The organism is Pseudoalteromonas sp. NZS71, assembly GCF_015864715.1.
GTDB classification, from domain to species: Bacteria; Pseudomonadota; Gammaproteobacteria; order Enterobacterales; family Alteromonadaceae; genus Pseudoalteromonas; species Pseudoalteromonas arctica.
This window is the reverse complement of the sequence record NZ_JADYWS010000008.1, coordinates 96,045-109,004: the sequence shown is the minus strand read 5'-3', so window position 1 is coordinate 109,004 and position 12,960 is coordinate 96,045. Positions and strand designations below refer to the sequence as shown.

Genomic DNA, 12,960 nt, shown 5'->3' with positions numbered 1-12,960 from the left:
TAATGACAGCGCAATTTGAACACGTATCCGTATTAATGGACGAAACCATCGATGCCCTCGCAATTAAGCCAGACGGTATATACATGGATGGTACGTTTGGACGTGGCGGCCACTCTGGACAAATTTTAGCACGCCTAGGTGATGAAGGTCGCCTGCAAGCAATTGACCAAGATCCACAAGCGATACAATCAGCCGAAAAATTTGCTGATGATCCACGTTTTGCGATTGCACATACTCGTTTTTCAAATTTATACGAAGTAGCAGAGCAGAACGATCTCATTGGTAAAGTGGATGGCATTTTATTAGACATTGGTGTCTCGTCGCCACAACTGGATGACGCTGCGCGTGGTTTTAGTTTTATGAAAGATGGGCCACTTGATATGCGCATGGACCCAACAACAGGTCGCAGTGCTGCACAGTGGTTAGCAGAAGCCGAGTTAGATGATATTACCCACGTAATAAAAAAACTGGGCGAAGAAAAGTTTGGTAAACGCATTGCACACAAAGTACTCGAAGTTCGTGAGCACACGCCAATCACAACAACCAAGCAACTTGCTGACCTTGTTGATGAAGCAGTACCGGTAAAAGATAAGTTTAAGCACCCTGCAACACGTACTTTTCAGGCGATTCGTATTTATATCAATAGCGAGCTTGAAGAGATTCAAACAGCGCTACAGTCTGCAGTTAAAGTGCTAAAGCCAGGCGGACGTTTAGTGGTGATTTCGTTTCACTCACTAGAGGATCGTATTGTAAAACAGTTTATTAGAAAACAGAGTAGGGGAGAAGTGTTACCCAGAGGTCTGCCTTTAACTGATGCGCAAATAAATAAAAACCTGACGTTAAAAGCAGTGGGTAAGGCTATTAAGCCAAGTACTGTTGAAGTAGAACGTAATCCACGTTCTCGTAGTTCTGTACTTAGGATTGCACAGAGGTTGGGATGAGTAAAAAAGCGAGCTATCGTCAACCCAATTTATTCTTTGAAATATTAAAAGGCCTAGGTGCTAACAAGCTAACCTCGGCCTTGTTGGTTGTGATATTCGCTTCTAGTTTAGCTGTTGTGCAAACAACACATTTAGCTCGTGGGCAACTTATAAAGCAAGATCAATTATTACAAGAACGTGATGAACTCGATTTAGAGTGGCGCTACTTACTTGTTGAAGAAGAATTTTATTCGCAACATGCGCGCATTGAAGAAGTTGCTATATCACAATTAAAAATGAAACGACCTACGAGTCAAGATGAGCAGGTAATAATAGTACAATGAGAAATAGAGGCAAAAAACCAGTCACTAATTTAATCACATGGCGCTTTATGCTGGTGTGTACAGTTGTGTTTATGGTGTTTGTAACACTCGTATCTCGCGCTGCTTATTTACAAGTGATAGAACCCGATAAAGCACGTTCAGAAAGTGATAAACGTACGGTACGTGTTGAAAAACTGCATGTGCAACGCGGAATGATTTTTGACCGCAATGGTAAAGAATTAGCGGTAAGTGTGCCTGTGGTAAGTGTATATGCTGATCCTAAAGCATTACATAAATCGCTTGTTTCTAAAGTAATCAAACAAGCACGCAAAAGCGGCGAAGATCACTTATCTTTAACTGAAAACACTGTTGAGCTTGATAAACGTACTGCACTTTATTATAAAAACGATTTACGCTGGCGTGAGCTTGCAGATGTGCTGCGTATTGATCCTAAAAAGATTAATTCTCGACTCTTAAACGATCCTTCGCGTCGCTTTGTGTATTTAAAGCGCCAAGTTACTCCTGCTGTAGCAAATTATATTGGTGATTTACGCCTCCCTGGTATCCATTTACTAGATGAATCTAAACGCTACTACCCTGCAGGTGAAGTTACCGCGCATGTTATTGGTTTTACCAATATCGATGGCAAAGGCATTGAAGGTATTGAAAAACTATACGAAAACGCTTTAACGGGCGAGGAAGGCCGCCGTACCATTCGTAAAGACGCACAAGGGCGTGAGGTAGAAGTACTTGACGAGCGTGAACGTGTAGAGCCAGAAAGTATAGAACTAAGTATTGATCAACGAATTCAAGCCATTGCGTACAAGGCCGTAAAATCAGCTGTACTGACTTATAAAGCCACATCGGGCTCAGCTATGGTAGTTGATGTTAAAACCGGTGAAGTACTGGCAATGGTAAATAGCCCTTCATTTAATCCAAACAACTTAAGCGATGCTGCACCTCATAAACGTCGTAACCGCGCAATTACAGATTTGTTTGAACCAGGCTCAACTGTTAAGCCTCTAGCCATTTTGGCTGGGCTAGACTACGGCGCCATTCAGGCAGATGACACGATTGATACCTACCCAGGTTGGATGCGTTTAGGTGGTAGTTTAGTTAGAGATACCCGCAATCACGGCGAACTAACACTGCGCGAAATACTAAAGTACTCCTCAAACATGGGAGTTGCGAAGGTTACTCAGTTAGTGCCTAAAGATTATCTTGTTGGCTTATACCAAAAAGTAGGCTTTGGCAGTGATACTGGTACTGGAATGGTAGGTGAAAGCAGCGGTTTGTTTTATCCAAACCGTCGTTGGTCTGACTTTGAAATTGCCACTTTATCATTTGGTTATGCAATTTCGGTAAGTACTGCGCAAATGGCGCGCTTTTATACCATGTTAGGCGCTGGTGGAGTTAATCGACCACTGACTATTTTAAAGCAAGACAATATACCTGAAGGCGAGCGTATTTTTAAACAAAAAGACGTAGAAGCCGTAGTGCACATGATGGAAAGTGTATTTGAAAAAGACGGTACTGCTCGCAACATAAAAGTTGATGGGTATCGTGCAGCTGGTAAAACAGGTACATCTAAAAAAGCCGTAGCAGGTGGTTATGGTGATGAATATGTAGGTTATTTTGCAGGTGTAGCGCCGGCAAGTAATCCTCGCTTAGCCGTGGTAGTTATGATTAATGAACCAGGTGGTGATGTGTACTATGGAGGTGCCACCGCTGGCCCTGCATTTGCAGAAATCATCTCTAACGCATTAAGAATATTAAACGTAGCGCCTGACAAGGAAGAGGTTGCGTACGTACAAGGTAAAGATAACGATGCGTGATTTAAAGGATATTTTAAAATACATCGAAATAGATGCGCCCTCGCAACTGGTAAAACATTTACGCCTTGATAGCCGTGAAGTAACGCCAGGTGATGTATTTGTTGCTATTAAAGGCCATGCACTTGATGGCAGTCAATTTATTAATAAAGCAATTGAAAATGGCGCAACAGCTATTATTGCTGACAGATTATGTGAATTTGAAACAAGTTTTGAGCCGCTATATTTAGTTTCGGAGCTTGATAAAAAGCTTCCAGAATTAGCAAGTCGCTTTTATAGCCAGCCAAGTCAGGCTCTTGATTTAATTGGTGTGACAGGTACAAACGGTAAATCGACAACCACAGCAATGATTGCCCACTTAGCGCAATTTTGCAGTACTGATTCGGCTATTATTGGCACTTTAGGTTATGGTCATCCTGATAACTTAATTCCACTGATTAATACCACACCTTCAACGGTTGATTTACAGCATATTTTGAGCGATTTAAATTCGCAGCATAAAAAGCTGGTAGCCATGGAAGTGTCATCTCATGGATTAGTGCAGCAGCGTGTTGCTAAATGCGCGTTTAAAGCGGCTGTGTTTACTAATCTTTCGCGCGATCACTTAGATTACCATGGGGATATGGCAAGTTACGGTGATGCGAAACTAATGCTTTTCCGTGATTTTGAGCCGCAAGTTGTAGTGCTTAATCAAGATGATTCTCAAGCTGAGCAATGGCTTGAAAAGTATGATTTTAATAACCTAATCTGTTATGGCCGCAAAAACTTAGCCCCTAAGAATGCTCAGTACGTTTATTTTTCTGATGTTGAATATTCAAGTGAAGGTATTTCGGCGCAGTTATCGACTAGTTGGGGTGATATGTCGATTAAATCGCCTCTGTTTGGCGAATTTAATTTATATAACTTAACGGCCGCGATCGCTACATTACTAGGGCTTGATTATCCGCTTGAGCAATTAGTTGCAGGTTGTGCGCAGTTACAGCCAGTAGCAGGGCGAATGCAAGCATTTAGCCAAGCAGGCATGCCGACGTGTGTTGTTGATTACGCACATACACCCGATGCACTTGCACTTGCATTACAAGCATTGCAGCTGCATGTGCCAGGTGGTGTAAGTTGTGTATTTGGTTGCGGTGGTGACAGAGATAAAGGTAAACGCGCATTAATGGCGCAAGCTGCAGAGCAAAACGCTAATAAAGTTATTATTACCAGTGATAATCCTCGCTCAGAAAATCCTGATGACATTATTGCAGATGTAGCAGGTGGTTTAACCCATCCTCAAAATGCACATTTAGAGGCTGATAGAGCAACTGCAATTCGTTTTGCTATAGAAAATGCTACAGCTGATGACGTTATTTTGATTGCAGGTAAAGGCCACGAAGATTATCAAATTATAGGCGATAAGCGAATCGACTTTTGCGATCGCCGGTATGTACAAGAACAACTAAAAAAAGCAGTAAGAGGGATAACACAATGATCCCAATGGATTTTGATTGGTTAGCTAATGTGCTAACAACCGATTATCAAGGTGATAATCAACACGTGCTTAATATAAATACTGATACTCGCACAGTGTGCGATGGCGAAGTGTTTTTAGCACTGAAAGGGCCAAATTTTGATGGGCATAAATTTATAGCTGAGGCTAAACAAAAAGGCGCTATTGGCGTTATTGTTCAGCACAAAGTTGATGTAGATATTCCACAATTTATAGTAAGCGATACACGTATTGCACTAGGTGCAATTGGCACCGCTGTTATGGCGCAAGTGGCGCCTAAAACAATAGCAATTACAGGGAGTGTAGGCAAAACCACCGTAAAGGAAATGTGTGCGGCAATTTTGTCGGTTCACGGTGATGTATTAGCTACTAAAGGTAATTTTAATAACGATATTGGCGTCCCACTTACGTTATTGCGCTTAGAGCCTCAACATCGTTTTGCGGTTATTGAACTGGGTGCAAATCACTTAGGTGAAATTGCTTACACCACTGCAATGACAAAACCAGATGTAGCCGTTGTATGTAATGTTGCAGCAGCCCACTTAGAAGGTTTTGGTAGTTTAATGGGCGTCGCAAAAGCTAAAGGTGAGATTTTTGATGGCCTTAAAGATGACGGCGTTGCGATTGTTAACTGCGATAGTGAATTTAGCCAATATTGGTTAGATAAGCTTGAAGGGCTTAATGTTAAACGTTTTTCTACAACTGAAAAACTAGATATTTGGGCAGAGAACATCACACTTGATGCCAATGCGCGTGCAAGCTTTACGCTCTGCACTAAAAACAAGCAAGTACCTGTTACTTTGGCACTTCCGGGTAAGCACAATATTAGTAATGCACTTATCGCTGCTGCACTGACCAGTGAATTTAATGTAACCCTTGAAGAAATAGCCAATGCACTTGCCACAATGGGGGATGTAAAAGGGCGCGTTAATTTAATTGAAGTGTCTGATTTACTCACCGTGGTTGATGATACCTATAATGCCAATGTTAAGTCGGTAAAGGCTGCGATTGACTTGTTAAGTGATATGCAAGGTCACCGCATTTTAGCGCTGGGAGATATGGGTGAGCTAGGTGAAGATGCACGTAAGTACCATCAAGAAGTTGGCGAGTATGCACTTGAGCAAGGGATTGATGAGTTATTTACATTAGGTGTATTAAGTAAATACGCAAGTGATGTGTTTGAACTCCCTAATCGCCACTTTTCGAGCCGCGAACAGATGCAGCAAAAAATTCAAGAAAGTATTAATAAAGTGAATACTAAAACAACAATAGTAGTGAAAGGATCGCGCAGTTCTCGCATGGAATTATTAGTAACCGATTTAGTTAATGGCCAGCAACAAGCCATCAATGGAGTATCATAATGTTAGTTTGGCTGGCAGAGTATTTAACACAGTATTTTAGTGGTTTTCATGTTTTTTCGTATTTAACGCTACGTGCCATTTTAGGTATTTTAACTGCGCTAATTATGTCTCTTTATTTAGGACCTAAGTTAATTCGTGGTTTGCAACGTATGCAAATAGGTCAAACAGTACGCGACGATGGTCCGCAATCGCATTTGTCTAAGTCGGGTACACCGACTATGGGCGGCTTACTTATTTTAGCGGCCATTTTTACCAGCACGCTACTTTGGGCCGATTTATCAAATAAATACGTATGGGCAACACTGTTTGTAATTGGCTCTTTAGGTATTGTTGGCTTTGTTGATGATTACCGTAAAGTTATTCGTAAAGATCCAAAAGGCTTAATTGCTAAGTGGAAGTACTTTTGGCAGTCGGTCATTGCATTAGTTGTAGCTACCGCTTTGTATTTTACCAGTGCACAAGCATCTGAAACATCACTTGTTGTTCCATTTTTTAAAGACGTATTACCGCAATTAGGTTTGTTTTATATCGTGCTTACGTATTTTGCCATAGTAGGTACATCAAACGCGGTAAACCTGACCGATGGTTTAGATGGCTTGGCGATTGTGCCAATTATTTTAGTGGCTTCGGCACTGGCAATTATTGCTTATTTAACAGGTAATATTAACTTTTCGGCTTACTTACATATTCCACATTTACCGCTGGCGAGTGAGCTTGTGGTTGTATGTACTGCCATTGTGGGCGCAGGGCTTGGTTTTTTATGGTTTAACACTTACCCAGCACAAGTATTTATGGGCGATGTTGGTTCATTAGCACTTGGTGGTGCATTAGGTATTATTGCTGTTTTAGTACGCCAAGAGTTACTGCTTATTATTATGGGCGGTGTATTTGTAATGGAAGCACTATCGGTGATATTACAAGTGGGGTCGTATAAATTACGCGGTCAACGTATTTTTAGAATGGCGCCGATTCATCATCATTATGAATTAAAAGGTTGGCCAGAGCCTCGCGTTATTGTGCGCTTTTGGATTATTTCTGTTGTGCTAGTGCTTGCTGGCTTAGCTACTTTAAAGATTCGATAAATGCAGTATTTAAACGAGATAAAAAACAAACAAATAACAGTGCTCGGACTCGGTGTAACCGGTCTGGGCATTGTGCGTTTTCTATTATCTCATGGCCTCACACCAAAGGTCGTTGATAGCCGAGTAACCCCGCCGGGGATTGATTGGTTAAAAGAGCACGCTCCAACTCTAGATACCCACTTTGGTAATTTAGATGACGCAGAGCTCTGTTCAAGCGATATGATTATTATAAGCCCTGGGCTTAGCTTAAAAATACCAGCTGTTGCAGATGCAATTAACGCAGGTGTTGAAGTGATTGGCGACGTTGAGTTATTTGCACGTATTAATACAAAACCTGTTGTTGCAGTAACGGGCTCTAACGGTAAATCAACCGTGGTTACGCTCGCTTATGAAGTGTTAAAAGAAGCCGGCTATAAAGTTGCTTTGGGTGGGAATATTGGCACAGCGGTACTTGATTTACTCAATGATGATTTTGATGTGTATGTGCTTGAGTTATCGAGTTTTCAGTTAGATACCACAACGAGTTTAAAACCAGTAAGTGCAACGGTATTAAATGTGTCAGAAGATCACCTTGACCGCTACGACAGTTACCAAGCTTATATAGACTCAAAGCTAAGTATTTATAATTTCGCAGAGCTTATTGTTGTCAACGCAGACGATAGTCAAACACATCCAGTTGAACGCGGTACAACCCCTTTAATTAGCTTTGGTGCTCAACAAGGTGATTACCATTTAGCGCAGCACAATGGCGAAACTCACTTTATGGTTAAAGGCGATGCCTTTTTACCTGTTGATACGCTTGCGGTAGTGGGTAAGCACAATTATTTAAATGCGCTTGCAGTAATGGCGCTCTTAAGTCCGTTTGAAGTCAGCAAAGAGCAATATAAAAATGCGTTAGGTCAATTTAATGGATTGGCTCATCGCTGCCAATTTGTAGCTGAGCTTAACGGTGTAAAGTATTTTAACGATTCAAAGGCAACTAATGTTGGAGCGACCATTGCTGCAATAGATAGTTTAGCTAGTGACGGTGAAAATCTGATTGTTATTGCTGGTGGCGATGCCAAAGGTGCTGATTTAAATGCGCTTAAACCCTACATAGAACAGCATGTAAAAGCATTAATTTGTTTTGGTAAAGATGCAAGTGACTTAGCTGCGATTACCAATAAGAGTTATTTAACTAACAATATGGAAGAAGCCGTTACTTTGGCCAAAGTACTTAGTAGTACAGGCAATATTGTTTTATTAGCACCCGCATGTGCCAGCATTGATATGTATAACAACTATATGCAACGCGGTGATGACTTTGTTCAGTGTGTAATGGCAGGGGCGTTATGATTGCTTTTGCCGATATAAGAGACGCATTAACACCTAAGCCTTCGGCGCAGTTATACGATGTACCGCTATTGTACTGCGTAATAATGCTAATTGGTGTTGGTTTTATCATGGTGACCAGCGCATCAATGCCTACCGCAGAGCGGTTATTTGATGACCCGTACCATATTACCATTCGCCACAGCATGTTTTTAGCAATGGCTTTTGTGCTTTTTTGGATAAGCGTTTGTGTGCCAATGGAGTGGTGGAAACGATCAAACCCTTATCTATTAATACTAGGCATGGTGCTATTAATAGCGGTATTGATTATTGGGCGTGAAGTAAACGGCGCTAAACGATGGATACCTATTGGACCTGTTGGTTTTCAGGTGGCTGAGGCCGCTAAGTTGTACTTTTTTAGTTATATTGCGGGTTATTTGGTAAGAAAACGCGAAGAAGTACAAGAAAATATTAAAGGCTTTGCAAAGCCAATTGCTGTATTTGCAGTGTATGCACTGCTTATTCTGCTGCAGCCAGATTTAGGCACAGTGGTTGTTATGTTTGTAACAACGGTTGGTTTACTGTTTTTAGCTGGCGCTAAATTATGGCAGTTCTTTGTACTTATTCTAACTGGCGTCGGTTTGGTTGTATTACTGATTATTGTTGAACCATATCGAATGGCGCGTGTTGTCGGCTTTTTAGACCCTTGGGATGATCCTTTTGGAAAGGGTTACCAATTGGTTCAATCGCTAATGGCTTATAGCCAAGGTGGTTGGTTTGGTCAAGGCTTAGGTAACAGTGTACAAAAACTACAATATTTACCTGAAGCACATAACGATTTTATTTTTGCCGTTATAGGTGAAGAACTTGGCTTAATAGGCGTTGTAAGTATTTTAACGGTATTAGCTACTTTAGTATTTAGAGCCTTATTAATAGGCCAACAAGCCCTTAAGTGCGGCAAGGAATACGAAGGCTACTTTTCATTTGCCATTGGTATTTGGTTTGCATTTCAAACCATGGTGAATGTAGGTGCGAGCGCGGGTATTTTACCGACGAAGGGTTTAACCCTGCCGTTTATTTCTTATGGCGGCTCAAGCTTATTAATTATGACTATTGCCACGGGTATTTTATTACGCGTAGATTTTGAAACCAAAATGGCAACCAAACAAGCCACCTCACGCGGAGGTAAGCGATGAGTAAAAAATTAGTAGTAGTGGCTGGTGGAACTGGCGGACACATTTTTCCCGGTATTGCAGTGGCCGATTATTTAAAACAGCAGGGCTGGCAAGTTAGCTGGATCGGCACACCAGATCGAATGGAAGCGAGCGTTGTACCTAAGCACAATATAGATATTGATTTTATTAACGTTAAAGGTGTTCGTGGTAACGGATTAAAGCGTCTTATTAAAGCCCCATTCATGGTAATTAATGCAGTATTGCAGGCGCGTAAGGTATTGAAAGAGCAGCGTCCTGATGTAGTACTTGCAATGGGCGGTTATGTTACGGGTCCAACGGGAATTGCAGCAAAAAGTTTAGGTATCCCGCTGGTTATTCACGAGCAAAACGCTGTAGCGGGTATGAGCAATAAACTGCTAGCCAAGGTGGCTACACGAGTATTAGCTGCATTTCCAAATGCTTTTGCACAGGGTCAAGCCGAGCTAGTAGGTAACCCAGTTCGCCAAAGCGTTATGAATATAGCCAAACGCGATGTATCAAGCCCTATTAATATTTTAGTAGTGGGCGGCTCGCTTGGTGCACAAGTGCTTAATCAAACATTACCAGAAGCATTTAAAGTACTAAATAATACAGCTCCAATAAGTATATGGCATCAAACAGGTAAGGGTCATTTAACTACCGTAGAAGCAGCTTATAAAATGCATGCTTTTACAGGCAGTAATACAAAAATAGCTGAATTTATTGATGATATGGACGCAGCGTATAGCTGGGCTGACATTGTTGTTTGCCGTGCTGGTGCGTTAACTGTTAGCGAAATTGCAGCGGCAGGTAAAATGGCCGTTTTTGTTCCGTTTCCACATGCCGTGGACGACCATCAAACAGCGAACGCACAATATTTAGTGATGGCTAATGGCGCATTATTAATGCCACAAGGGCAGTTTAATAAACAATCAATTGTTGAACTATTAAGCCCGTATTTAGCCCAACCTTCATTAATTACTGAAATGGCTACAAATGCAAAAAAACAAGCCATTTTAGATGCCACAGCAAGCGTAGCAACGCACTGTGAGCAAGTAACAAATAAGAGAAAATAAGTGAAAGAAACGTCAGTACAAGAAAAACACACACGCCCTGCAATGCGCCGAATAGAAACCATTCACTTTATTGGTATTGGTGGAGCAGGTATGGGCGGTATTGCTGAAGTACTCGCTTTTGAAGGCTACCGTATTACAGGTTCTGACATTGCCCATAGCGCTATGACAGATCGTTTAATTAAAGCCGGTGCAGAAGTATTTATAGGCCATCATGAAAATAACGTGAAAGATGCCAATGTAGTCGTTGTTTCAAGTGCGATTGATGAAACAAATCCTGAAATTATTGCAGCTAAAGCCGCAAGAGTTCCTGTTGTTCGCCGCGCAGAAATGTTGGCTGAATTAATGCGTTTTCGCCACGGTATAGCAATTGCGGGTACGCATGGTAAAACAACGACAACAAGCTTAATTGCGAGTATTTATGGACAAGCAGGGCTTGATCCAACCTTTATTATTGGTGGCTTGTTAAATAGCGCAGGTAGTAACGCAAAAGTAGGCAAAAGTGATTTCTTAATTGCAGAAGCTGATGAAAGCGACGCGTCGTTTTTACACTTACAGCCAATGGTATCAGTGATCACAAATATTGAAGAAGATCACATGGATACTTATGGCGGCAGTCTTGAAAAAATGAAAGACACTTATGTAGATTTCATCCATAACTTGCCGTTTTATGGTTTAGCTGTTGTATGTATTGATTCTGAAGTTGCTGCTGAACTTATCCCGCGCTTTGGTCGCCCAGTTATTACGTATGGCGAATCGAAGGATGCTGATTATCGCATGAGCGACTTTAGCCAATCAGCTAATACATGCACATTTACAGTAACTAACAAGCAAGGTGAGTGTTTAACTGCCACGTTGAATATGCCAGGTAGACACAACGCACTTAATGCAACCGCTGCGATTGCTGTGGCAAAAGATCAAAATATTGCGAATCATGCAATTTTAGAAGCGCTGCAGAAGTTTGAAGGTATTGGTCGTCGTTTTCAACACTATGGTGAATTCGAAAACGAGCGTGGCAATGTCATGTTAGTTGATGATTACGGGCATCATCCTTCAGAAGTTGCAGCAACAATTGCAGCAGTACGTGAAGGTTGGCCTGATAAGCGTTTAGTAATGGTATATCAACCTCATAGATTTTCCCGTACACGCGACTTATACGAAGATTTTGTAAAAGTACTTGCTGATGTAGATCAGTTGCTACTGCTTGATGTGTATAGCGCTGGTGAAGATCCTATTATTGGCGCAGACAGCAAAAGCTTATGCCGTAGCCTTCGTCAACGTGGCAAAGAGCCGCTGCATGTAGCAACAAATGCAGAGCTTGCAGGCGTTTTGGCCGCAAATTTACAAAATAATGATTTAGTATTAACCCAAGGCGCTGGTAATATAGGTCAGTTAGTTAAAACATTAGCTGCGACGGGTATGTCGATAGAAAAACTTAAGCAAGGTGAAGTATGACTCAGGTAAACACACAATTTGGTAAAGTAGCGGTACTGCTAGGTGGTAACTCAGCAGAACGTGAAGTGTCTTTACGATCGGGTCAGGCTGTTTTAAATGCGCTGCAAAATAGTGGCATTGATGCAATTGCATTTGACCCGCAAAGTCGTTCTTTGTGGGAGTTAAAAGAATTAAATGTAGAGCGCGTTTTTATTGCTTTGCATGGTCGTGGTGGCGAAGACGGAACTGTACAAGGTGCGCTTGAATTTATGAACCTGCCTTACACGGGCAGTAATGTACTGGGTTCAGCACTTGCTATGGATAAAGTACGTTGTAAGCACTTATTTAAATCAGCGGGTTTAAGCACTGCACCTTATGCCGTAGTTGACGCTAAAAAAGGCTTTGATGCTGCAGCTATTATGGGTGAGTTTAAAAAGGTAATGGTTAAGCCATCGCACGAAGGCTCAAGCATAGGTATGGCGCAAGCAAGTACAGCACAAGAACTTGAAGACGCACTAGCTAATGCATTTAAGTTTGATAATCAAGTGCTTGTAGAGCAGTGGATCACGGGACGTGAATTCACAGTTACAGTGCTTGGCGATGAAGTACAACCAGTCATTGAAATGACTACGCCAAATGGTTTTTACGATTACCAAGCTAAGTATCAATCAAATACAACGCAGTATCATTGCCCTGCAGATTTATCAGAGCAAGATACTAAGTACTTACAAGCTATATCGCTAGATGCTTTTGATTTAGTGGGCGCAAGCGGCTGGGGCCGTGTTGATGCGATGCAAGACGAGCAAGGTGATTTTTACCTGCTTGAAGTAAATACAGTACCAGGCATGACTGAAAAGTCGTTAGTGCCAATGGCGGCAAAAGCGAATGGGGCAACTTTTGAACAATTAGTTGTTCGCATTTTAGAGCAAACGCTTTAAT

At 41.6% G+C, this 12,960-nt stretch carries 11 protein-coding genes; all 11 read left to right on the top strand.

The window, feature by feature from the left end; translation table 11 throughout:
- Positions 1-2 precede the first annotated feature (2 nt).
- Genes rsmH through I6E85_RS07145 form a run of 11 tightly spaced genes read left to right on the top strand, consistent with a single transcriptional unit; the run spans position 3 to position 12,959 of the window.
- Positions 3-941 carry a 16S rRNA (cytosine(1402)-N(4))-methyltransferase RsmH gene (gene rsmH / locus I6E85_RS07195; protein WP_008167099.1) on the top strand — a complete coding sequence of 313 codons (939 nt, stop codon included), beginning with the start codon at positions 3-5 and terminating at the stop codon, positions 939-941.
- The gene (gene ftsL, locus I6E85_RS07190; RefSeq protein WP_007582915.1) at positions 938-1,264 is read left to right on the top strand and encodes a cell division protein FtsL; all 327 of its coding nucleotides are present in this window, start codon (positions 938-940) and stop codon (positions 1,262-1,264) included. The genes rsmH and ftsL overlap by 4 nt, the downstream gene beginning before the upstream one ends.
- A complete protein-coding gene (locus I6E85_RS07185; protein WP_010554293.1) occupies positions 1,261-3,078 on the top strand; it encodes a peptidoglycan glycosyltransferase FtsI in 1,818 nt (605 codons plus the stop codon). Before ftsL ends, I6E85_RS07185 begins: the two co-directional genes overlap by 4 nt.
- A complete protein-coding gene (murE, locus tag I6E85_RS07180) occupies positions 3,071-4,549 on the top strand; it encodes a UDP-N-acetylmuramoyl-L-alanyl-D-glutamate--2,6-diaminopimelate ligase (protein WP_197236762.1) in 1,479 nt (492 codons plus the stop codon). The genes I6E85_RS07185 and murE overlap by 8 nt, the downstream gene beginning before the upstream one ends.
- On the top strand, positions 4,546-5,928 hold the full coding sequence (gene murF, locus I6E85_RS07175) for a UDP-N-acetylmuramoyl-tripeptide--D-alanyl-D-alanine ligase (RefSeq protein WP_197236761.1): 1,383 nt from the start codon (positions 4,546-4,548) through the stop codon (positions 5,926-5,928). Before murE ends, murF begins: the two co-directional genes overlap by 4 nt.
- On the top strand, positions 5,928-7,010 hold the full coding sequence (mraY, locus tag I6E85_RS07170; RefSeq protein WP_007582922.1) for a phospho-N-acetylmuramoyl-pentapeptide-transferase: 1,083 nt from the start codon (positions 5,928-5,930) through the stop codon (positions 7,008-7,010). Before murF ends, mraY begins: the two co-directional genes overlap by 1 nt.
- Positions 7,011-8,345: a UDP-N-acetylmuramoyl-L-alanine--D-glutamate ligase gene (murD, locus tag I6E85_RS07165; RefSeq protein ID WP_197236760.1), complete on the top strand. Its 1,335-nt coding sequence runs from the start codon at positions 7,011-7,013 to the stop codon at positions 8,343-8,345.
- Positions 8,342-9,517 carry a cell division protein FtsW gene (gene ftsW, locus I6E85_RS07160; protein WP_007582927.1) on the top strand — a complete coding sequence of 392 codons (1,176 nt, stop codon included), beginning with the start codon at positions 8,342-8,344 and terminating at the stop codon, positions 9,515-9,517. Before murD ends, ftsW begins: the two co-directional genes overlap by 4 nt.
- Positions 9,514-10,590, top strand: coding sequence for an undecaprenyldiphospho-muramoylpentapeptide beta-N-acetylglucosaminyltransferase (gene murG, locus I6E85_RS07155; RefSeq protein WP_024590212.1), 1,077 nt, complete (start codon positions 9,514-9,516; stop codon positions 10,588-10,590). Before ftsW ends, murG begins: the two co-directional genes overlap by 4 nt.
- Entirely contained in the window at positions 10,591-12,042 is a 1,452-nt protein-coding gene (gene murC, locus I6E85_RS07150) for a UDP-N-acetylmuramate--L-alanine ligase (RefSeq protein WP_197236759.1), read from the top strand.
- Entirely contained in the window at positions 12,039-12,959 is a 921-nt protein-coding gene (locus I6E85_RS07145; protein ID WP_197236758.1) for a D-alanine--D-alanine ligase, read from the top strand. Before murC ends, I6E85_RS07145 begins: the two co-directional genes overlap by 4 nt.
- The last annotated feature ends 1 nt before the right edge of the window (position 12,960 follow it).

Coding starts and splice junctions, on each gene's coding strand:
- I6E85_RS07145 (WP_197236758.1), top strand. CDS start 12,039: ATGACTCAGGTAAACACACAATTTGGTAAAGTAGCGGTACTGCTAGGT.
- murF (WP_197236761.1), top strand. CDS start 4,546: ATGATCCCAATGGATTTTGATTGGTTAGCTAATGTGCTAACAACCGAT.
- I6E85_RS07185 (WP_010554293.1), top strand. CDS start 1,261: ATGAGAAATAGAGGCAAAAAACCAGTCACTAATTTAATCACATGGCGC.
- ftsW (WP_007582927.1), top strand. CDS start 8,342: ATGATTGCTTTTGCCGATATAAGAGACGCATTAACACCTAAGCCTTCG.
- rsmH (WP_008167099.1), top strand. CDS start 3: ATGACAGCGCAATTTGAACACGTATCCGTATTAATGGACGAAACCATC.
- murE (WP_197236762.1), top strand. CDS start 3,071: ATGCGTGATTTAAAGGATATTTTAAAATACATCGAAATAGATGCGCCC.
- murG (WP_024590212.1), top strand. CDS start 9,514: ATGAGTAAAAAATTAGTAGTAGTGGCTGGTGGAACTGGCGGACACATT.
- mraY (WP_007582922.1), top strand. CDS start 5,928: ATGTTAGTTTGGCTGGCAGAGTATTTAACACAGTATTTTAGTGGTTTT.
- ftsL (WP_007582915.1), top strand. CDS start 938: ATGAGTAAAAAAGCGAGCTATCGTCAACCCAATTTATTCTTTGAAATA.
- murD (WP_197236760.1), top strand. CDS start 7,011: ATGCAGTATTTAAACGAGATAAAAAACAAACAAATAACAGTGCTCGGA.